General features: G+C 62.5%; 19 protein-coding genes. 17 read left to right on the top strand and 2 right to left on the bottom strand.

Going from position 1 to position 21,889, the window contains the following annotated elements:
• Positions 1-10: 10 nt before the first annotated feature.
• From J2045_RS05435 to J2045_RS05415, 5 genes are all read left to right on the top strand, one after another.
• Positions 11-1,153, top strand: coding sequence for a class I SAM-dependent methyltransferase (locus tag J2045_RS05435; protein WP_307370234.1), 1,143 nt, complete (start codon positions 11-13; stop codon positions 1,151-1,153).
• Positions 1,150-2,010, top strand: a complete 861-nt coding sequence (locus tag J2045_RS05430; RefSeq protein WP_307370231.1) for a TrmH family RNA methyltransferase — start codon at positions 1,150-1,152, stop codon at positions 2,008-2,010. The genes J2045_RS05435 and J2045_RS05430 overlap by 4 nt, the downstream gene beginning before the upstream one ends.
• Before the next feature lie 2 nt (positions 2,011-2,012).
• A complete protein-coding gene (lspA, locus tag J2045_RS05425; RefSeq protein ID WP_307370230.1) occupies positions 2,013-2,504 on the top strand; it encodes a signal peptidase II in 492 nt (163 codons plus the stop codon).
• Positions 2,505-2,590: 86 nt separating this feature from the next.
• Complete coding sequence (olsB, locus tag J2045_RS05420) at positions 2,591-3,472, top strand: l-ornithine N(alpha)-acyltransferase (RefSeq protein WP_307370227.1); 882 nt, start codon at positions 2,591-2,593, stop codon at positions 3,470-3,472.
• 436 nt (positions 3,473-3,908) lie between these two features.
• Positions 3,909-4,826, top strand: a complete 918-nt coding sequence (locus J2045_RS05415) for a LysR substrate-binding domain-containing protein (protein ID WP_307370225.1) — start codon at positions 3,909-3,911, stop codon at positions 4,824-4,826.
• On the opposite strand, the gene J2045_RS05410 is transcribed toward J2045_RS05415, so the two are convergent.
• Positions 4,823-7,108 (bottom strand): NADP-dependent malic enzyme, encoded by a 2,286-nt coding sequence (locus tag J2045_RS05410; protein WP_166602498.1) that lies wholly within the window; start codon positions 7,106-7,108, stop codon positions 4,823-4,825. The genes J2045_RS05415 and J2045_RS05410 overlap by 4 nt on opposite strands.
• Positions 7,109-7,306: 198 nt before the next feature.
• On the opposite strand from J2045_RS05410, the gene mutS reads away from it, so the two are divergent.
• The 3 genes from mutS (at position 7,307) to murJ (ending at position 14,490) form a co-directional block, all read left to right on the top strand.
• Positions 7,307-9,958 (top strand): DNA mismatch repair protein MutS, encoded by a 2,652-nt coding sequence (mutS, locus tag J2045_RS05405; RefSeq protein ID WP_307371122.1) that lies wholly within the window; start codon positions 7,307-7,309, stop codon positions 9,956-9,958.
• A 92-nt stretch (positions 9,959-10,050) separates the two neighbouring features.
• The gene (locus J2045_RS05400; RefSeq protein WP_307370221.1) at positions 10,051-12,876 is read left to right on the top strand and encodes a [protein-PII] uridylyltransferase; all 2,826 of its coding nucleotides are present in this window, start codon (positions 10,051-10,053) and stop codon (positions 12,874-12,876) included.
• A gap of 3 nt (positions 12,877-12,879) precedes the next feature.
• Positions 12,880-14,490, top strand: a complete 1,611-nt coding sequence (gene murJ, locus J2045_RS05395) for a murein biosynthesis integral membrane protein MurJ (RefSeq protein WP_307370219.1) — start codon at positions 12,880-12,882, stop codon at positions 14,488-14,490.
• On the opposite strand, the gene J2045_RS05390 is transcribed toward murJ, so the two are convergent.
• Positions 14,481-14,900, bottom strand: coding sequence for a YcbK family protein (locus tag J2045_RS05390; protein WP_166602502.1), 420 nt, complete (start codon positions 14,898-14,900; stop codon positions 14,481-14,483). The genes murJ and J2045_RS05390 overlap by 10 nt on opposite strands.
• Before the next feature lie 251 nt (positions 14,901-15,151).
• On the opposite strand from J2045_RS05390, the gene J2045_RS05385 reads away from it, so the two are divergent.
• The 9 genes from J2045_RS05385 to miaB all read left to right on the top strand — a co-directional run bounded on the left by J2045_RS05385 (position 15,152) and on the right by miaB (position 21,875).
• The gene (locus J2045_RS05385; RefSeq protein ID WP_307370217.1) at positions 15,152-15,550 is read left to right on the top strand and encodes a VOC family protein; all 399 of its coding nucleotides are present in this window, start codon (positions 15,152-15,154) and stop codon (positions 15,548-15,550) included.
• Positions 15,551-15,660: 110 nt separating this feature from the next.
• The gene (trpS, locus tag J2045_RS05380) at positions 15,661-16,725 is read left to right on the top strand and encodes a tryptophan--tRNA ligase (protein ID WP_166602504.1); all 1,065 of its coding nucleotides are present in this window, start codon (positions 15,661-15,663) and stop codon (positions 16,723-16,725) included.
• A 73-nt stretch (positions 16,726-16,798) separates the two neighbouring features.
• Positions 16,799-17,290, top strand: coding sequence for a universal stress protein (locus tag J2045_RS05375; RefSeq protein WP_166602505.1), 492 nt, complete (start codon positions 16,799-16,801; stop codon positions 17,288-17,290).
• 100 nt (positions 17,291-17,390) lie between these two features.
• Positions 17,391-17,954 (top strand): NifU family protein, encoded by a 564-nt coding sequence (locus J2045_RS05370; protein WP_307370214.1) that lies wholly within the window; start codon positions 17,391-17,393, stop codon positions 17,952-17,954.
• 21 nt (positions 17,955-17,975) lie between these two features.
• The gene (gene tsaB / locus J2045_RS05365; protein ID WP_307370212.1) at positions 17,976-18,623 is read left to right on the top strand and encodes a tRNA (adenosine(37)-N6)-threonylcarbamoyltransferase complex dimerization subunit type 1 TsaB; all 648 of its coding nucleotides are present in this window, start codon (positions 17,976-17,978) and stop codon (positions 18,621-18,623) included.
• Position 18,624: 1 nt separating this feature from the next.
• On the top strand, positions 18,625-19,122 hold the full coding sequence (locus tag J2045_RS05360; RefSeq protein WP_307370210.1) for a GNAT family N-acetyltransferase: 498 nt from the start codon (positions 18,625-18,627) through the stop codon (positions 19,120-19,122).
• 44 nt (positions 19,123-19,166) lie between these two features.
• A complete protein-coding gene (locus J2045_RS05355) occupies positions 19,167-19,595 on the top strand; it encodes a Fur family transcriptional regulator (RefSeq protein ID WP_307370209.1) in 429 nt (142 codons plus the stop codon).
• Positions 19,596-19,625: 30 nt separating this feature from the next.
• Positions 19,626-20,423: a lyso-ornithine lipid O-acyltransferase gene (gene olsA / locus J2045_RS05350; RefSeq protein ID WP_370872994.1), complete on the top strand. Its 798-nt coding sequence runs from the start codon at positions 19,626-19,628 to the stop codon at positions 20,421-20,423.
• Positions 20,424-20,480: 57 nt separating this feature from the next.
• The gene (gene miaB, locus J2045_RS05345; protein WP_307370206.1) at positions 20,481-21,875 is read left to right on the top strand and encodes a tRNA (N6-isopentenyl adenosine(37)-C2)-methylthiotransferase MiaB; all 1,395 of its coding nucleotides are present in this window, start codon (positions 20,481-20,483) and stop codon (positions 21,873-21,875) included.
• Positions 21,876-21,889: the final 14 nt, after the last annotated feature.

Genomic DNA, 21,889 nt, shown 5'->3' with positions numbered 1-21,889 from the left:
GATCATTGACGTGAAGAACAAGGAACGTCGCCCCGGCGCCAAGCCATTCCCGGGAGCGAAGGCCAAAGGCAGTGGCGAGACACGGCCGGCAACGGCAAAGCCTTATGCATCGAAGGGCAGGGACGAGCGCCAGGCCCGCCCGCCGCGCCGTGATGCCGAGGCACCAAAGCCGAAGCCTCAGCCGCAATCGCCCGATACGACGGCTGAACCCGCACGAGCTCTGACGGTCCGCACCGGTGATCGCCCGACCGAGCGCGTGCCGCTGATCCTGGAATCGACAGGCGCTGGCGACTTCCACCTGATCGACAGCGGCGATGGCCTGAAGCTTGAGCAATACGGCCCCTATCGCATTGTGCGGCCGGAAGCTCAGGCGCTGTGGCCGAAGGCGCTGCCTTCCCATGTCTGGGACAAAGCAGACGCCGTGTTTACAGGCGACACCGATGAGGACGGCATGGGCCGCTGGCGCTTCCAGCGCGAGGCGCTCGGCGAAACCTGGCCGCTCTCTCTTCTAGGTGTGGATTTCCACGGCCGCTTCACCGCCTTCCGCCATGTCGGCGTGTTTCCCGAGCAGATCGCCCATTGGAGCTGGATGAAGCAGAAGATCGAGGCTGCCGATCGGCCGCTGAAAGTCCTGAACCTCTTCGGCTATACCGGCGTTGCCTCGCTCGTGGCCGCAGCTGCTGGCGCCGAGGTCACCCATGTCGATGCCTCCAAAAAGGCGATCGGCTGGGCGCGCGAGAACCAGTCGTTGAGCCGCCTCGACAAGGCGCCGATCCGCTGGATCTGCGAAGATGCGATGAAGTTCATCCTGCGCGAGGAACGTCGCGGCCACCGCTACGACATCATCCTCACCGACCCGCCGAAATTTGGCCGTGGTCCGAACGGCGAAGTCTGGCAGCTCTTCGACCATTTGCCGCTGATGCTCGACATCTGCCGCGAACTGCTGGCGCCCAAGGCCGTCGGCCTCGTGCTCACAGCCTATTCCATCCGCGCGAGCTTCTATTCCATCCACGAATTGATGCGCGAGACGATGCGCGGCAAGGGCGGCCTCGTCGAGTCAGGCGAACTCGTCATCCGCGAAGCCGGCCTCGACGGCAAGACGCCGGGGCGTGCGCTCTCCACCTCTCTCTTCAGCCGCTGGGTGCCGAAATGACCGACGACTATCGAAACGAAGGCCCGCGCCGCGTCGGCCAGGTCAAGGAAGTCACCAGCCTCGCCAATCCCATCATCAAGGACATCAAGGCGCTTTCCCAGAAGAAGAGCCGCGACGAAAGCCGCACCTTCCTTGCTGAAGGCCTGAAGCTGGTCATCGATGCGCTTGATCGCGGCTGGATCATCCGCACGCTCGTCTATGCCAAGGCCGGCAAGGGCAAGCCACTGGTCGAAAAGGTCGCCGCCCGCACGGTCGCCGCCGGCGGCCTGGTGCTGGAAGTGAGCGAAAAGGTGATGTCCTCGATCACGCGGCGCGATAATCCGCAAATGGTCGCCGCCGTCTTCGAACAGCGCTGGACGCCGCTCAAGGACATCCAGCCGAAGGGCTCGGAAACCTGGATCGCGCTCGACCGTGTCCGCGATCCCGGCAATCTCGGCACCATCATCCGCACGGCCGACGCCGTAGGCGCCTCGGGCGTCATCCTCGTCGGCGATTGCACCGATCCCTTCTCGATGGAAACCGTGCGCGCGACCATGGGCTCGATGTTCGCCCTGCCGCTGGTGAAGACCACGCCCGCTGATTTCCTCAAGTGGAAGAAGTCGGTGGATGCCCGCCTCGTCGCCACGCATCTCGCCGGCGCCGTCGACTATCGCACGATCGATTACAAGTCGAAGCCGGTCATCCTGATGATGGGCAACGAACAATCCGGCCTTCCGGATGAATTGGCTGAGGCCGCTGACAAGCTTGCCCGCATTCCCCAGGTCGGCATGGCCGACAGCCTCAATCTGGCAGTCGCCACCGGCGTGATGCTGTTCGAGGTCCGCCGCCACCTGCTCGCCCTCGACGGAGCCAAGTGACCATGCTTGCCGCCTTCAACCGACCCGGTCCGGTCCTGACCTTCATCGCCATCGCTCTGATCCTTGATCAGGCCATCAAATATGCGGTGGAAATCTATCTGCCGATGCATGAGCTGATCCCGGTTTTGCCTTTCTGGGCGCTGTACCGCACCCATAATCTCGGTGTCGCCTTCTCCATGCTGTCGCATCTCGACAGCTGGTTTATCGTCGGACTGCGCCTCGTGATCGTGGCTTTTGTCCTGTGGCTCTGGCGGAAGACCGGCCCCGAGCAGCATTTCGCCCATCTCGGCTTTGCGATGATCATCGCAGGCGCGCTCGGCAATATCATCGACCGCCTCACCTATGGCTATGTGGTCGATTATATCCTCTTCTACACGCAGACCTGGTCTTTCGCGGTCTTCAATCTGGCCGACAGCTTCATCACCATTGGCGCGATCTTTATCGTCATCGACGAAATCATCCAGCACCGTAAGCCGAAGCCGCCGGAGGCTTGACGGAGGCGGAAGCCTCCGAAGTTTTGTCACTTTCCTGTAGCAGTCTCGTGTTTAAAGGCCCGTGACTTCAACGCTGGATAGATCCGATGAGCGTGGAACTGATTGAACGAGACCTTCTCCTGGAAAGCCCGGCCGTCTTGCCGCTGGGGCTCCGCACGTCACGTGATCTCCTGGGCCGTATCGGCAGTCTCGAAACTCGCATCGCGCGCACCGATCGCGAGATAGACGCCGCTCAGGCCGTGCGTTACCGCGTCTTCGTAGAGGAGATGAAGGCCCAGGTTTCCGCCGAAGATGCCCGTCGTGGGCGCGAGGTCGACAGCTGGGATAGCCTCTGCGACCATCTCCTGGTACTGGACCGCTCGATCGACGGCGACGCCGAAGACCAGATCGTTGGCACCTATCGCATCCTGCGCCCCGATGTCGCCATGGCCCATGGCGGCTTTTATTCCGGCTCTGAATTCGGCGTCGACGCACTCGTCGCCCGCCATCCGGACAAACGTTTCATGGAGCTCGGCCGCTCCTGCGTTCTGCCGCAATACCGGACCAAGCGCACGGTCGAGCTGCTCTGGCAGGGCTGCTGGGCCTATGCCCTGCATCACCGTATCGATGCCATGTTCGGCTGCGGCTCCTTCCCCGGCGTGCAGCCGGAAGAGCATGCGCTGGCTTTGTCATTCCTCCATCAGAACGCCGTCGCCAAAGATGAATGGGCCGTCGACGCGCTGCCGCATCTCTACCGCGAGATGGACCTGATGCCCTCGGAAGCCGTGAATGCCCGCCGCGCGCTCTTCGCCATGCCGCCGCTGATCAAGGGTTACCTGCGTCTCGGTGCCATGGTCGGCAATGGCGCGGTCGTCGACCAGGCCTTCAACACCACCGATGTCCTGATCATCCTGCCGATCTCCAGCATCTCCGGCCGTTACGTGAATTACTACGGCGCGGACGCCGGTCGCTTCGCCAGCGCCAGCTGACAACCGCCTCTTCTCCCCGGCGGGGAGAAGATCCCGGCAGGGAGATGAGGGGGGCGGCGAAGCCGAACCACAAAGTCGTCAGTGCTTGCCGATCATCGCGAAACAGCGCATCCGCCTGATTGCACCCGGCTGACACGGCGCTGGCAACCCTCCGTGGCCTCCACCCTTGCCACCCGCATCGGCACTTCTGCCACCATGGGCAGGTCCGCAAGTTCCCGCAGGTTCATCTCCCGCAAGGCTGGATGCCCCATAGGATCATGCCGCCAGTCCCGCACCAGCGGTGTAACGGGTTCGCGTCGTCTCCAGAGAAACTTGAACATGGCTTCGCCTCGGTGTGATGAAAGGAAGGTGTGAACCTTCGAAAGAGGCTTCACCATCGGCCTATAGCCTGCGAAATTCAATTGAGTTTTGCCCCTGCTGAGTATAGCTTTCCTATATGAAGAATCTCAATCAGGTGCATCTGAACGGCCTGCGCGCCGTCGAAGCCGTCGCCCGCCTTGGCTCACTTCAGGCGGCGGCGGAAGAGCTTGGCGTCTCCATCGGCGCCGTCAGCCAGCAGGTGATCAAGACCGAGCAGCAGCTCGGCCGCCCGCTTTTCGAGCGCACCAGCAGGGGTATGGTCCCGGTCGAGACGGCGACCGATGTGCTGGCGCGTCTCTCGGATGGCTTCCGCCACCTTTCGGGCGCCCTGGCCCTTGCCAGACGCAGCGACGACAGCCTGCTGACCATCTCCGTGGCGCCGGTCTTTGCTGCCCGCTGGCTCGTCCACCGTATCGCCGCCTTTTCGGAGCGCTTCCCCGAAATCGGTCTGCGGATCGATGCCAACGACCGGCTGACAGATGCCATCCAGACCGACTTGGATCTGAGGATCCGTGTCGGGCGCGGCCATTGGCCGGGTTTCAAGGCCGAACTCATCCTGGAGCAACGTATTGCGCCGCTCTGCACGCCGGCCATGGCCGCCACTCTTGCAAAGCCCTCGGACATTCTCGACTTGCCGAAGGTCATCGATGGCAGGGCCATGTTCACCTGGGATGTCTGGCTCTCAGCTGTGGGGCTCGCCGGCGCCGAGATCAGGGCGCGCCACACCTTCAGCGAGGCGTCGCTGTGTCTCGATGCGGCCATTGCGGGGCAGGGGGTGATGCTCGCCTGGCAGACGATCGCCTCTCACCAATTGCAGCACGGTCAGCTCGTCGCGCCCTTCGGCCCGGCGGTAAAGACCGGCTTCGGCCACTACTTCGTGACCGCAGAGAATGCACGTCGCTCCGACAAGGTGGAAAAGTTCAAGCGCTGGCTGAAGCGCGAAATCGAAGAAGACATGGAGCGGCTCGCAAAAGCCGCTCCGGTCTTCGCTTAACCCGCCGCGTTATAGGCCGCGATCGCCGCCATGTTGACGATGTCGCTGTCCTTGGCGCCCATCTGGGCGATCTGCACCGACTTTTCGAGCCCGATGAGCAGCGGCCCCATCACGGTCAAGCCACCCAGTTCCTGCAGCATCTTGGTCGAGATCGCCGCCGAATGGATCGCCGGCATGACCAGCACGTTTGCCGTGCCCGATAGACGGCAGAACGGATACTGCTCCATTCGGTGATGGTTGAGCGCAATGTCCGCCCCCATCTCACCGTCATATTCGAAGTAGACGCCGCGCCGGTCGAGGATCTTGACCGCTTCACGCACGCGCTCCGAGCGTTCACCCGTCGGATGGCCGAAGGTGGAGTAGGCGAGTAGCGCCACGCGTGGTTCGAGCCCCAGGCTGAGGGCCACGCCGGCTGCTTCTTCTGCAATGTCGGCCAGTTCGTCTGCCGTCGGCATGTCATGCACGGCCGTATCCGCCACCACGATCGTGCGTCCCCGCGCCAGCGCCAGCGAGACCCCGATCACCCGGTGACCGGGGGCGGTGTCGATGCAGCGGCGCACATCTTCGAGTGCCGTCGAATAGTTGCGTGTCGTGCCCGTTACCATGGCATCCGCATCGCCCAGCGCCACCATGCAGGCGGCAAAATGGTTGCGGTCGGTGTTGATCAGTCGCTGCGCATCGCGATGCAGGTAGCCCTTCCGCTGCAGCCGAGCATAGAGATATTCGGTATAGGCATCGACGCGGGTCGAGAGGCGCGCATTGACCACCTCGATGCCGGGACGGTCGAGATCGATCCCGGCCCGCTCGGCGGTCGCCTTCAGTGGCTCGTCGCGGCCAAGCAGGATGGCCGTGCCAAGCCCCTGGTTCACGAAGGTGATCGCCGCGCGCATCACCTGCTCCTCTTCGCCTTCGGCAAAGACGACGCGCTTGGGGTGGCTGCGTACATGCTCGTAGATCCGCTGCGTCGCGGCGGCAATCGGGTCGCGGCGGGCGGAAAGCTCATGCGCATAGGCGCCGAGATCCTCGATCTCCTTGCGCGCTACGCCCGTTTCCATGGCGGCCTTGGCGACGGCAACCGGGATTGCCGAAATGAGGCGCGGGTCGAAGGGCACGGGGATGATGTATTGCGGTCCGAAGCGCGGCCGCTCGCCCTGATAGGCCGCCGCCACATCATCAGGCACATCCTCGCGCGCGAGATCGGCGAGCGCCCTGACTGCGGCAATCTTCATCGCGTCGTTGATCTGGCTGGCGCGCACATCGAGCGCACCCCGGAAGATGTAGGGAAAGCCGAGAACATTGTTGACCTGGTTCGGATAGTCCGAGCGCCCGGTCGCCATGATCGCATCCGAGCGGATCTCGGCGACCTCTTCCGGCGTGATTTCCGGGTCCGGATTGGCCATGGCAAAGATGATCGGATTGTCAGCCATCGAGGCGATCATGTCGGCGGCGAAGGCACCCTTCTGGGAAAGGCCGAAAACCACGTCGGCCCCCACCATGGCTTCGCGCAGCGTCCGCCGGTCGGTCTTCACCGCATGCGCGCTCTTCCACTGGTTCATGCCCTCGGTGCGCCCCTGGAAGATCACGCCCTTGGTGTCGCAGAGAATGATGTTCTCGCCATTGAAGCCCATGGCCTTGATCAGCTCGATGCAGGCGATGGCCGCAGCGCCTGCGCCGTTGCACACCAGCTTTGTCGTCTTGAAGTCGCGGCCGGTCAGTTCCAGCGCATTGATCAACCCCGCCGCCGCGATGATCGCAGTCCCGTGCTGGTCGTCGTGGAAAACAGGGATGTCCATCAGCTCGCGCAGCCGACTTTCGATGATGAAGCAGTCGGGCGCCTTGATGTCTTCGAGATTGATCCCGCCGAAGGACGGGCCGAGATAACGCACGCAGTTGATGAACTCGTCGACATTCTCCGTGTCGACTTCGAGATCGATCGAATCCACGTCAGCAAAGCGTTTGAAGAGGACGGACTTGCCTTCCATGACCGGCTTGGAGGCGAGAGCCCCGAGATTGCCGAGACCCAGGATCGCCGTGCCGTTGGAGATGACGGCCACCATGTTGCCACGCGTCGTGTAATCGTAGGCGGTTGCCGGATCAGCGGCGATGGCCTTCACCGGAACGGCGACGCCGGGCGAATAGGCAAGCGACAGGTCGCGTTGCGTCGCCATCGGCTTGGTCGGGGTAATCTCCAGCTTGCCGGGGCGCCCCTGGGAGTGAAAGTCCAGAGCTTCCTGCTCCGTCACCGAGACTTTCGTCCGGCCGGTCTTGTTCTCGCTTGCCATGCTTCCCCTCACCTAGTTGTGGGCAGCGGGCCTTCACCGGCCCATCCTGGTTGTTTTTCCTCAACTTAAGTCGTTAGTGTTGCACAACTTCTTTTTCAAGAAAACATTGAGCCCGTGACGCTAAATCAAGCCACCCAGAACGAGGTCCTGAACGTCGCCGAGCTGACCTCAGAGGAAAGCCGCGCGACGGCCACTCCGATGATGGAGCAATTCATCGAGATCAAGGCGGCCAATCCGGGCAGCCTGCTCTTCTATCGGATGGGCGATTTCTACGAGCTCTTCTTCGAGGATGCCGTCGATGCGTCGCGTGCGCTCGGCATCACGCTGACGAGGCGTGGCCAGCATCTCGGCCAGGACATTCCGATGTGCGGTGTGCCGGTGCATGCGGCAGATGATTATCTGCAGAAGCTGATCTCGCTCGGCTTTCGCGTCGCCGTCTGCGAACAGATCGAAGATCCGGCAGAGGCCAAGAAACGCGGCTCGAAATCGGTGGTGAAGCGCGACGTCGTGCGCCTCGTCACGCCCGGAACGATCACCGAGGACAAGCTCCTCTCGCCCTTCGAATCGAACTATCTGATGGCGCTCGCCCGCATCCGTGGCGGCTCCGCCCCGCAACTGGCGCTCGCCTGGATCGATATCTCAACGGGTATCTTCCGTCTTGCGGAAACCACCGAGACCCGCCTGCTCGCCGACATCCTGCGCATCGAGCCGCGCGAACTGATCGTGCCGGATACGCTCTTCCATGACGAAGACCTGAAGCCCGCCTTCGACGTGCTCGGCCGTGTCGTTGTGCCCCAGCCGGGCGTGCTTTTCGACAGCGCCAGCGCCGAAGGTCGCATCGCCCGTTACTTCGGCGTCGGAACGCTCGATGGCTTCGGCGCCTTTTCCCGCGCCGAGATTGCCGCCGCCGCTGCTGCCGTCGCCTATGTCGAAAAGACCCAGATCTCCGAGCGCCCGCCGCTCGGCCTGCCCGAGCGCCAGAACGCCGCCTCGACCCTCTTCATCGATCCCGCCACCCGCGCCAATCTGGAGCTGGTGAAGACGCTGTCGGGCGAACGCAACGGTTCGCTCCTGAAGGCCATCGACCGCACCGTCACCGGTGGCGGCGCCCGCCTGCTGGCTGAGCGCCTGATGTCGCCGCTGACAGACCCGGAAGCGATCTCTGACCGCCAGGACTCGATTGCCCATCTTCTCGCCGATGGCCTGCTCGTCGACCGCTTGCGCGACGCCCTGAAACGCGTGCCCGACATGCCGCGTGCGCTCTCCCGGCTTGCGCTCGATCGCGGCGGCCCGCGTGACCTCGGTGCCATCGTCGCCGGTCTTGCCGCCTCCGCCGAGGTTGGCCGCCTGCTTGATCCATCCAACCTGCCGGCAGAACTGTCAGATGCGCTCGCAGACCTCGCAGCCTTGCCCGCAGATCTTGGCTCCAGCCTGGCCACCATGCTCGCCGACGAACTGCCGCTTCTCAAGCGCGACGGCGGCTTCCTGCGTGATGGTGCGATCTCCGAACTCGACGAGTTGCGCGCATTGCGTGACCAGTCCCGCCGCGTCATCGCTGGCCTGCAGCTGCAATATGCCGAGGAAACCGGCATCAAGTCGCTGAAGATCAAGCACAACAATGTGCTCGGCTATTTCATCGAGGTCACCGCAGGCAATGCCGGCCCGATGATCGAGGGTGACGAGGCCAAGGCCCGCTTCATCCATCGCCAGACCATGGCAAACGCCATGCGCTTCACCACGACTGAACTTGCCGATCTCGAAAGCCGGATTGCAAACGCCGCCGGCCAGGCGCTGTCGCTGGAACTCGCTGCCTTCGATCGTATGGTGGCTGAGGTCGTCGCAGCCGCAGAACCGATCAAGGCCGCTGCCCGCGCACTCGCGGTGATCGACGTCGCATCAGGCCTCGCAGCCTTGGCCGAAGAGCAGGGCTATTGCCGGCCTCTGGTTGATGACTCCAGGATGTTCACTATCACCGCCGGCCGCCATCCGGTCGTCGAACAGGCGCTGCGCCGTCAGGCCGCCAGCCCCTTTATCGCCAATGACTGTGATCTCTCGCCCAACGACACCAAGGGCCCCGGCGCCATCTGGCTGCTGACCGGCCCCAACATGGGCGGTAAATCGACCTTCCTTCGCCAGAACGCGCTGATCGCCATCCTCGCCCAGATGGGTTCCTTCGTGCCGGCGGGTGCCGCTCATATCGGCATCGTCGATCGCCTCTTCTCCCGCGTCGGCGCCTCGGATGACCTGGCGCGCGGCCGCTCCACCTTTATGGTCGAGATGGTCGAAACGGCGGCCATCCTCAACCAGGCGACCGATCGCTCGCTGGTCATCTTGGATGAAATCGGCCGTGGCACCGCAACCTTCGACGGTCTCTCGATCGCCTGGGCTGCCGTCGAGCATCTGCATGAGGCCAACCGCTGCCGCTCGCTCTTCGCCACCCATTTCCACGAACTGACGGCGCTGTCGGAAAAGCTCGCCCGCATGTCGAACGTCACGATGCGCGTCAAGGAATGGGACGGCGACGTCATCTTCCTGCATGAGGTCGGCCCCGGTTCCGCCGATCGCTCCTACGGCATCCAGGTCGCCCGTCTCGCCGGCCTGCCGGCAGCCGTGGTGTCGCGTGCCAGGGAGGTTTTGACCCGCCTCGAAGACAGCGACCGCAAGAACCCCGCCGCCCAGTTGATCGACGATCTGCCGCTTTTCCAGGTCGCCGTGCGCCGTGAGGAGATACAGAAATCCGGCGCGTCGAAGGTCGAGGAGGCCTTGCGCTCACTCGATCTTGACGACCTCACGCCTCGCCAGGCGCTGGATGCGCTCTATGATCTCAAGAAACAACTTGGCAAGTCTTGACCGGTAGAGTGCCTGTCAAACGCGCCCGAAAAGCGCTATAGCGCCACCAAAACCGGGCTGATTCCCGACGACTGAGAGAGCATGCTGCGCCCATGGCCCACGCTGAACTTGCCTTTGACCATCTCCTTGACGTCGAAGCCCTGAAGGCGGCCTGCGAGACGATTGCCCGGGCCCAGACCGGCAATCTCCTGGAAATCCGCTCCAGGCTTCTGCCCGTCCTCAAGAAGGCCAGCGCCGACGCCCGCGAGCAGGCGCGGCTGAAGCTCTTTGAAGATGGCAGTGGCCTCAATTGCGCCAACCGCATTTCCTGGATTCAGGACCGGCTGATTTCGGTGATCTTCGATATCGCCCGCATCCATGTCTATCCCAAGGGGACCGAGGGTCTTTGCGTCGCAGCTGTCGGCGGGTATGGCCGTGGCACGCTGGCGCCGGGGTCGGATATCGACCTGCTCTTCCTCCTGCCGCCCAAGGCCGCGCCCACCATGCACAAGGCGGTTGAATTCGTCCTTTATCTGCTCTGGGACATCGGCTTCAAGGTCGGCCATGCCACCCGCACCGTCGAGGAATGCATCAACCTGTCGAAATCCGACATGACGATCCGCACCGCGATCCTCGAAACGCGGTTCCTCTGTGGTGCCGAAACGCTGGTCACCGACCTGCAGCACCGCTTTGACCACGAGGTGACCACCAACACCGCCCCCGAATTCATTGCAGCGAAACTTGCAGAGCGCGACGAGCGCCACCGCAAGGCCGGCGACAGCCGCTATCTGGTCGAGCCGAATGTCAAGGAAGGCAAGGGCGGCCTGCGCGATCTGCAGACCCTGTTCTGGATCGCCAAGTATAACTACCATATCCGCGACACCGGCGAGCTTGTGCGCCTCGGCGTGCTTTCCCGCCAGGAATGGCGCCTGTTCCAAAAGGCCGACGATTTCCTCTGGGCCGTCCGCTGCCACATGCATTACCTGACCGGCAAGCCGGAAGAACGGCTTTATTTCGACATCCAGCCGGAGATCGCCAAAAGCCTGGGTTACCAAGCCCGCCCGGGTCTCTCCGCTGTCGAACGCTTCATGAAGCACTATTTCCTTGTCGCCAAGGACGTCGGCGATCTGACCCGCATCTTCTCGGCGGCCCTTGAAGACCAGCAGGCCAAGGCCGCCCCGGGCATCGGCGGCATGATCGGCCGTTTCGCCAACCGCCCGCGCAAGATTGCCGGCGCCAGCGAATTCATTGATGACCGTGGTCGCATCGCGCTTGCCGATCCCGGCGTCTTCAAGAAGGATCCGATGTCGATCATGCGCCTCTTCCATGTGGCGGATCTGAATGGCCTGGAATTCCACCCCGACGCATTGAAAGCCGTTACCCGTTCGCTGTCGCTGATCGACAATGATTTCCGCGAGAGCGAGGAGGCAAACCGCCTCTTCCTGTCGATCCTCACCTCGCGCAAGGATCCGGGCTTCATCTTGCGTCGCATGAACGAAGCCGGCGTCCTCGGTCGTTTCATTCCCGAATTCGGCAAGATCGTCTCGATGATGCAGTTCAACATGTATCATCACTACACCGTTGACGAGCACCTGCTGCGCACGGTGGAGGTCCTGTCGGAAATCGACAAGGGCAAGGCCGAGGAGGCGCATCCGCTCGCCAACAAGCTGATGCCGGAAATTGAGGATCGGCAGACCCTCTATGTCGCAATCCTCCTGCACGATATCGCCAAGGGCCGCCAGGAGGATCACTCCGTCGCCGGCGCCAAGGTGGCACGCAAGCTCTGCCCGCGTCTCGGCCTCTCGCCGAAGCAGACCGAAATGGTTGCCTGGCTGATTGACCAGCATCTCCTGATGTCCATGGTCGCCCAGACGCGTGACCTGCACGACCGCAAGACGATCACCGACTTTGCCGAAAAGGTACAGTCCCTCGACCGCCTGAAGATGCTGCTGATCCTGACGATCTGTGATATCCGCGCCGTTGGCCCCGGTGTCTGGAACGGCTGGAAGGGCCAGCTTCTCCGCACGCTTTATTACGAGACCGAACTCCTGCTCTCGGGTGGCTTCTCCCAGGTCTCCCGCAAGGACCGCGCAAAGCACGCCGCCGAACAGCTCACCAAGGCGCTCGAAGGCTGGAGCCAGAAGGACCAGCGCACCTATACCAAGCTCCACTACGAGCCCTACCTGCTTTCCGTCGACCTCGAAGACCAGATCCGCCACGCGCATTTCATCCGCCAGGCTGACAAGGCCGATCAGGCGCTCGCCACCATGGTGCGTACCCACCAGTTCCATGCGATCACCGAGATCACCGTGCTCTCGCCCGACCATCCGCGCCTGCTCTCGATCATCGCCGGTGCCTGTGCCGCTGCCGGCGCCAACATCGCTGACGCGCAGATCTTCACGACATCAGACGGCCGGGCGCTCGATACGATCCTGATCAACCGCGAATTCCCGATTGACGAGGACGAGATGCGCCGGGGGGCCACCATCTCCAAGATGATCGAGGACGTCCTGTCAGGCCGCAAGCGCCTGCCCGAAGTCATCGCCACCCGCTCTAAGGGCAAGAAGAAGAACAAGACCTTCCCGGTCCAGCCGGATGTCCGTCTGTCGAATGCCCTGTCGAACAAGTTCACCGTCATCGAGATCGAATGCCTCGACCGTATCGGTCTTCTGGCAGAGATCACGGCGGTTCTGTCGGATCTCTCGCTCGACATCCATTCGGCCCGCATCACCACTTTCGGTGAAAAGGTCATCGACACCTTCTATGTCACCGATCTCGTCGGTCAGAAAATCACCAATGAGAATCGTCAGGCCAATGTTGCCAATCGTCTGAAATCGGTCATGGTCGACCAGCCGGATGAATTGCGCGACAACATGCCGTCCGGCATCATCGCACAGCCACCGCGCGCTGCCCCGGTGGCGAAGAAGGCACGGGCCTGAGGAATGAGCCTCGTCAAGAAATTCATGACCGTCGGCGGCGCCACGCTCGGTAGCCGCATCTTCGGCTTCGCTCGGGAAACCCTGATGGCGGCGGCGCTGGGCACTGGCCCCGTCGCCGACGTCTTCTATGCCGCCTTCCGCTTCCCCAATCTCTTCCGCCGCCTCTTTGCCGAGGGCGCCTTCAACGCGGCCTTCGTGCCGCTCTTCGCCAAGGAGATCGAGGCGAACGGGCTCGACGGCGCCAAGCGTTTTTCGGAGGAAGTCTTCGGCGTTCTCTTCTCGGTGCTGATGATCCTCACCATCGGCATGCAGCTTGCAATGCCGTTGCTCGTTGAATGGATCATTGCGCCGGGCTTTGCCGACGATCCGGAAAAGTTCGACCTGACGGTGCGGCTTGCAATCGTCATGTTCCCCTATCTGATGTGCATGTCGCTGACTGCCATGCTGAGCGGCATGCTGAACTCGCTGCATCACTTCTTCGCAGCCGCCATCGCCCCGGTTTTCCTCAATGTGCTGATGATCGGCGCGCTCGGCTGGGCGCTGTGGACCGGTGCCGATCCCGCCGCCACGGCCTGGGCGCTCTCATGGTCCGTACTCGGTGCCGGTCTGTTGCAGATGGCCGTCGTCTATCTCGGCGTCCGCCATGCCGGCATCCGCATCGGCTTCAAACGTCCGCGCTTCACCCCGAACGTCAAGCGCCTGCTGGTGCTGGCCGTGCCTGCTGCCGTGACCGGTGGTATCACCCAGATCAATCAGCTGATCGGTCAGGCGATCGCCTCCACCAAGGAAGGCGCGATCTCGGCCCTGCAATATGCTGATCGCATCTACCAGCTGCCGCTCGGCGTCGTCGGTATCGCCGTGGCCGTCGTGCTCCTGCCGGAGCTGGCGCGCGCGCTCAAGGGCGGGCACATGAAGGAGGCTGGCACCCTCCAGAATCGTTCGATCGAGTTTGTCCTCTTCCTGACGCTGCCGGCCGCTGCCGCCATCTGGGTCCTCTCTGACGAAGTCATCCGCGTGCTCTACGAGCGCGGTGCCTTTTCCGAGCAGAATACCGCCGTCGTCGCCTCTATCCTCGCCATTTATGGCATTGGCCTGCCCGGCTTCGTGCTGATCAAGGCCCTGCAGCCGGGTTATTACGCCCGCGAGGACACCAAGACACCGATGCGCTTCACCATGGTTTCGGTGGCGCTCAACACTGGCCTTGCCATCACGCTTTTTCCGATTTTCGAGGAAAGCGGCATTGCCATTGCCGAAGCCTCGGCCGGCTGGATCAATGCCATCCTGTTGTTTTCGGTTCTGCTCTGGCGCGGCCATCTCGCTGTCGAGCGCGCACTGATAACCCGAACGCTGCGCCTGATCATCGCATCCGCCATCATGGCAGGCCTGCTCGTTTACCTGTCGCAACGCTGGGCCGCCTGGCTCTCACCGCAGAGTCCGCTGTTCGATCAACTGCTCGCACTCGGTGGCCTGATTGCCATTGCCATGCCGGTCTATTTCGCCATCGCCTTTTTGATCGGTGGCGCCGATATCGGCATGATCCGCCGCAACCTCAAGCGGAAGGCAAAATCGACGGAAGACCAGGCCGCGTCAGGCGGCGAAGGTGATCAGCAATAGGTCCAGCGGCGCTTCGGCCCGATATCGACATGCACGATGCCGTTGCAATAGCGACCGATGCCGCCAATGCCCGGGGCACTGGCCGCTGCGGCAACGATCGTCTTTTCGGAAACGCCGGGAACCCGGATATCGGCCGCATAACAGTGGCTATGCTGCGAACGGCCGGAGCGCGGACGATGACCGGACGTGACGATCGGCTTCTTGCCGGTCTTCTTTGCAATATGGGCGAGGATGCCCTTCAGCTCATCAGGGAAGCAAGTGGCTTTGACGCTGACGCGCTGCAGCGTGTAGGCGACAGCGGTGTCGTGCTTCATGAAAAAGTGTTGCTTCTTCTTTTCGACGGCCTCCACGGGAGAGAGAAGACAGATCGAAAGAACGCAGCCGAGCGCGACGCGAAACAAAGTGCGCATGAGTGACCTTCTGGAATGGGATTGTTCTTATGAGCGATCCAGATCGCTTGCGGCGGGTTTTTATTCCGGAGAATGTGGCGATTTTGGTGCGCTTTGCTCACTTTTGGTCTTCAGCGGCTCGTCCGGCCGTGAATTGTGCGTTCCCGCACCTCGCGAATTCATTCCCTAAACCCCTCGATTCTGGGAGGAAATTTCCTTATGCGTGACATCGAAAGCCTCTTAGTCACACATCGAACCGAAAGTGCGATTTCATGAGCCGAAACAGCCTCTTTCTCGTCAGCCTGGTTGTCGACAGTTATGATCGTGCCAAGACCTTCTATTGCGACACCCTCGGCTTCGACTGCGTGGAAGACACGGCAATGCCTGATGGCAAGCGCTGGCTGGTGGTTCGTCCGAGGGGCGGCGACGGTGCATCGCTCCTGCTCGCCGAGGCAAATGATGCGGCCCAGCGCGCGGCCATCGGCAATCAGACCGGAGGCCGTGTCGGCTTCTTCCTGCGAACCGACGATTTCTCCCGCGACCATGCCCGCTTTTCGAGCGCAGGCGTCCTCTTCCGCGAGGCACCGCGCCACGAGCCCTATGGAACAGTCGCCGTCTTCGAGGACCTCTACGGCAATCTCTGGGACCTGATCGAGCCGGCGCGCAGTTGAACGCTCGCGTCCGTCGAAGTGAGCGCTTGATTGCACCCCGCCCGCCGTGCATAAGCCGTGACCGACACGATCAAAAGATCGGGCCCTCCACCAGCCTGTTGAGGACAACCATGACTGAGTTCAAGCCGCTGGTATTCTCCGGCGTTCAGCCCACCGGCAACCTCCATCTCGGCAATTATCTCGGTGCGATCAGAAAATTCGTCGCGCTGCAGGAGAACAACGACTGCATCTACTGCGTCGTCGACCTGCATGCACTGACGGCCCAGCTGGTCCACGAGGACATGGCGACCCAGATCCGCTCGATCACCGCCGCCTTCCTCGCCGCCGGCATCGACCCCAAGAAGCACATCGTCTTCAACCAGTCGCAGGTCCCGCAGCATGCGGAACTCGCCTGGATCTTCAACTGCGTCGCCCGTATCGGCTGGATGAACCGCATGACGCAGTTCAAGGACAAGGCCGGCAAGGACCGCGAACAGGCCTCGCTCGGTCTCTACGCCTATCCGAGCCTGATGGCCGCCGACATCCTCGTCTACCGTGCGACCCATGTGCCGGTTGGCGAAGACCAGAAGCAGCACCTGGAACTCGCCCGCGACATCGCGATGAAGTTCAACATGGACTTCAACGAGAAGATCCGCCCGACGGGCCTCGGCATCGACATCAAGGTCGGTGAAGAGCCCGTGCATGCCTATTTCCCGATGGTCGAACCGTTGATCGATGGTCCGGCCCCGCGCGTCATGAGCCTCAAGGACGGTACCAAGAAGATGTCGAAGTCGGATCCCTCCGATCTCTCGCGCATCAACCTGATGGACGACCAGGACGCGATCTCGAAGAAGATCCGCAAGGCCAAGACCGATCCGGATGCATTGCCGAGCGAAGTCGATGGCCTCAAGGGGCGCCCGGAAGCCGACAACCTCGTCGGCATCTTCGCCGCACTCGCCGACAAGTCGAAGGCGGATGTGCTTTCCGAATTCGGCGGCCAGCAGTTCTCGGTCTTCAAGCCGGCGCTGATCGATCTCGCGGTTGAGGTTCTGGCCCCGATCAATGCCGAGATGCGCCGTCTCATGGAAGATCCCGGCCACATCGATGCCGTCCTTCGCGACGGCGGTGAGCGTGCCCGCACGCGTGCCGAAAAGACCATGAACGAAGTCCGCGACATCATCGGCTTCGTGCGATAAGGTCATCCCGTGGGCAGGCCTTCAGCGGGCCTGTCCATGACATCAGGCTCCATTTTCAGCGGCGGGGTTCTCCATGGTTTCAGCGCGTCTGTCACGTCTTGAAGGTCACCGCCGCAAGTTCATGGCGGTGATCGACAACACCCCGGAATGCTCGCGCGCGGTTCATTATGCCGGCCGCCGCGCCAAGAATTCCAATGGCGGACTGGTGCTGATCTACGTGATCCCCGATGGTGACTTCCAGCAATGGCTGGGCGTCGAGGAGATCATGCGGGCCGAGGCCCGCGAAGAGGCGGAAGCCATCATGGCCAAGGCCGCGCAGACCGTCCGCGATACGATCGGCATCGAGCCGGAGATCGTCATCCGCGAAGGCGGTTCCTTTGCCGAGATCAATGGCCTGATCGAGGAAGACCGCGACATCGCGATCCTGGTTCTCGCCGCCGGCTCTACAAAGGAAGGCCCGGGCCCGCTGGTCTCGATGATCGCCGGACGGGGTGCCGCCTTCCCGATCCCGGTCACAGTCCTGCCGGACACGCTGACCAATGAGGAAATCGACGCGCTCTGCTAATTTCAACATCCTGTCGATCGCGTCTTGAAGATGCGACCCACAGGGTCTATTTTTGAAACATTCTAATCTTTAGCGGCGTCTTCGCCGCCCGGAGGCCAATATGTTCATCCAGACCGAAGCCACGCCGAACCCGGCGACCCTGAAATTCCTCCCCGGCAAGGTGGTCATGGAAACCGGCACCGCCGAATTCCGCGACGAAGCAAGCGCCAGCGCTTCGCCGCTCGCCGCGCGCATCTTCGCCATCCCCGGCGTCACCGGCGTCTTCTTCGGCTACGATTTCGTCACCGTCTCCAAGGATGGCCCGGAATGGCAGCACCTGAAGCCTGCTATCCTCGGTACGATCATGGAGCATTTCATGAGCGGCGCCCCGGTTATGGGCTCGGCCTCCACCTCGGCGCAGGTCGATGGTGACGAAGAATTCTTCGATGCCGGCGACGAAACCATCGTTGCCACCATCAAGGAACTGCTCGAAACCCGCGTCCGCCCGGCCGTTGCCCAGGATGGCGGCGACATTACCTTCCGCGGCTTCAAGGACGGCAAGGTGTTCTTGAACATGAAGGGCTCCTGTGCCGGCTGCCCGTCTTCGACGGCAACCCTGAAGCACGGCGTGCAGAACCTGCTCAGCCACTTCGTTCCGGAAGTGCAGGAAGTCGAAGCGGTCTGATTGGACCGGACTGGAGACGACATGATCGTTCTTGCGATCGACACGGCGGGTGTGGACTGCGCAGCCGCCGTTTTTGATTCCGGCAGTGGCAAGCTGCTCGGCCGCGTCAGCGAAACCATCGGCCGCGGCCATGCCGAGCGCCTGATGGCGATGATTGACGAGGCGCTGGTCGAGGCCAACCTCTCGCTCACCGATATCGGCCGCATCGGCGTAACCGTCGGCCCCGGCTCTTTCACCGGCATCCGCGTCGGCGTCGCCGCAGCACGTGGCTTGGCTCTTGCGCTCGGCGTGGAATGCGTCGGCGTCTCGACACTGGAAGTGCTGGCACAGACCACATCCGGAACTGATAAACCTGTTCTCGCCGCCATCAACGCCCATCGCGACGAAGTCTATGCCCAGGGCTTCGAGGCCGGCGTTCCCGTTGGTGAGCCGCTGCTGCTCGAACTCGACGATTACCTCGCCCGCGCCGCTGTTGCCGGGACCGTCCTCGTCGGCTCCGCCTCCTCGCTCGCCGCAGACCGGAATGCCGAAACCGGTCCCGATCACTATCCCATCGAGATCGTCGCCCGCATTTCAGCAACGGCGAAAGCTCAGGGCAAGCCGAAGCCGCTTTATCTGCGCGGACCGGATGCGAAACCGCAGACCGGGTTTGCCGTATCGAGAGCCTGACATGCGCGACAGCCTGTTCTACCGCCAGCCCGAATTCGAAATCGTCCCCATGACCTCGGACCATTGCCGTGCAGTCGCCGAACTGCATGGCCAGCGCTTCCCGCGCGCCTGGGGCGATGGTGAGTTCCTCAGCCTGCTGCTCCAGCCCAACAGCTTCGGCTTTGCCGCCTGGCAGACCAACACGCTGATCTTCAAGGCACCTCTGGCCGGCTTTGTCCTCTCCCGAGAAGTGGCCGGCGAGGCTGAGATCCTGACGATTGCCGTCGGTGAGAAGGTCGCCCGCTTCGGTCTCGGCTGGCGGCTCATGCAGGCGGCCCTGCGCGAGGCAAAGGGCAGGGGTGGCGAATCCATGTTCCTCGAAGTCGATGATGGCAACCACGCAGCCCTTGGCCTTTACCGCAAGCTCGGCTTCGAGAAGGCCGGCGAGCGTCCGGCCTATTACACCGATGAAAATGGTCGCCGGTCCTCCGCGCTTGTCATGCGTCGCGATCTTCGCTAACCGGTCCGTTGGACGAACCGACCATCTGCGGATATGCTGAGCCTATGAATGACGCCCTGAAATCGCTGGAAACGCTCTGCGCCGAACGGGGCATGCGCATGACCGAGCAGCGCCGCGTCATTGCCCGCATCCTGGATGACTCCGACGATCACCCCGATGTGGAAGAACTCTATCGTCGTTCCTCCAAGATCGACGCCAAGATTTCGATCTCGACCGTCTACCGCACCGTCAAGCTGTTCGAAGATGCCGGCATCATCGAGCGCCACGATTTCCGCGATGGACGCTCGCGCTACGAGACCGTCCCGGAAGAGCACCACGATCACCTGATCGACCTGAAGACCGGCACCGTGGTCGAATTCCATTCGCCGGAAATCGAAGCGCTCCAGGAGCGCATTGCCCGCGAACACGGCTTCCGACTCGTCGGCCATCGCCTCGAGCTCTATGGCATCCCGCTGTCGAAAGACGAGAAGTGAGCCAATGCCCGCCACGCCTGTGAGGCCCGCGTGATCAACTGGCTGAGGGTTGGCTTTTTCCTCCTGGTGCTGCTGGTCGTCTCCGGCCTGATGATCCCCGTTCAGCTTCTCGCACTGCGTTTCGATTGGCCACTCCGCCGCCGCCTGCCGCGCTACTGGCATCGCTTGGCGCTCCGGTTCCTCGGCGTTCGCGTGCATGTCCACGGCACGCTTGAAACGCGCCGTCCGCTGATGATCGCCGCCAACCACGCCTCGTGGAAGGACATCCTCGTCCTCGGCTCGCTGGCCGACGTCGCCTTCATCGCCAAGACCGAAGTCGCCTCCTGGCCGGTCTTCGGTTTCCTGGCCAGGCTGCAGAAGACGATCTTCGTGGTGCGCGAAGAAAAGCGGCGCACCGGCGAGCAGGTCAACGAGATCGCCGCTCGCATGGCGGATGGCGAAATCGTCGTGCTCTTCCCGGAAGGCACGACATCAGACGGCAATCGAATTCTCGGCATCAAGTCTTCGCTCTTCGGCGCCGCTGCCGCTGCTTTGCCGAACGATGAGGATGGTGTCGTCCACGTCCAGCCCGTCGCCATCGCCTATACCCGTGTCCAGGGCATGCCGATGGGCCGCTACTATCGTCCGATCGCCGGCTGGCCAGGCGATACGGGCCTCATGGAGCACCTGATCGGCGTGTTGCGCGCCGGCGCGCTCGATGTCGATGTCACCTTTGGCGAGACGGTGGAGTTCAAAAAGGGCGACAGCCGCAAGACGCTCGCCATCCGCACAGAGGAACAGTTGCGCGCCATGCTGCTCGCCCATCTTCGCGGCCGACATGGTCGCTAGAAGCCTCCGGCAATTTTTCAGTTTAATCACGGGCCGAAAACCACTAAATAGCGCGCCATGACCCAGGAAACCGCGAGCCTCACCGATACCCCGGCGCCGGGCGCCAACACGCGCAAGGTCTTCATCAAGACCTATGGCTGCCAGATGAACGTCTATGACAGCGGACGCATGGCTGATGCCCTGGCGGCAGATGGTTATGCCCCGACCGAGGTCATGGAAGAGGCCGATCTCGTCCTGCTCAACACCTGCCATATCCGCGAAAAGGCTGCCGAAAAGGTCTATTCAGCGCTGGGCCGCCTGCGCGAGCACAAGAAGGTGCGTGCGGCGGAAGGCAAGGAATTCATGATCGGCGTTGCCGGCTGTGTGGCCCAGGCTGAAGGCGAGGAAATCTCCCGCCGCGAGCCTGCCGTCGACGTGGTCATCGGCCCGCAGACCTATCACCGCCTGCCGCAGGCCCTGCACAAGGCCCGCGCCGGAGAGCGCGTGGTCGATACCGAATATGCGCTTGAAGACAAGTTCGAGCACCTGCCGGATCCGACAAAGGTCATCGGCAAGCCGCGCTCGGTCACCGCTTTCCTCACGGTTCAGGAAGGCTGCGACAAGTTCTGCACCTTCTGCGTAGTGCCCTATACCCGTGGCTCGGAAGTCTCCCGCCCGCTCTCCCAGCTTCTGACGGAAGCCCGTCGCCTGGTTGTTTCAGGCGTACGCGAGCTGACCTTGCTCGGCCAGAACGTCAATGCCTGGCATGGCGAAGACGAGAAGGGCAGGGCGATCGGCCTTGGCGACCTCCTCTACAAGCTGGCTGAAATCCCGGGCCTTGCCCGCTTGCGCTACACCACCAGCCACCCGCGCGACATGGACGATCGCCTGATCGAAGCCCATCGCGACCTGCGTATGCTGATGCCCTATCTGCATCTGCCGGTGCAGGCTGGCTCCGACCGGATCCTGAAGGCGATGAACCGCCGCCACAAGGCGTCCGAATATGTCGCCCTTATCGAGCGCATCCGCTCCGTCCGTCCCGATATCGCCCTTTCGGGCGATTTCATCGTCGGTTTCCCCGGCGAGACCGATCAGGATTTCGAAGACACGATGGCCCTCGTGCGCGAAGTGAACTACGCGCAGGCTTATTCGTTTAAGTATTCGACACGTCCCGGAACACCCGGTGCCGATCTGCCCGATCACGTGGCCGAGGATGTGAAGACAGAACGCCTGGCGCGGCTCCAGGCGCTGTTGCTCGAGCAGCAGCAGGCCTTCATGCAGTCGATGGTCGGCAAGACCATGGATCTGCTCCTGGAGAAGCCGGGCCGCATGCCGGGACAGCTGATTGGACGCTCGCCTTGGCTGCAGTCTGTGAATGTTGATGCAATGTCATCGCAAATCGGTGACATTATACAGGTACGAATCACCGCAGCCGGCCCAAACAGCTTGTTTGCCGAGGTGGCAGAGGGTTAGAGTGAGGGCCTGAA

The sequence above is a fragment of the Peteryoungia aggregata LMG 23059 genome, assembly GCF_030814435.1.
GTDB classification, from domain to species: Bacteria; Pseudomonadota; Alphaproteobacteria; order Rhizobiales; family Rhizobiaceae; genus Allorhizobium; species Allorhizobium aggregatum.
This window is presented reverse-complemented; position numbering and strand designations above follow the sequence as displayed.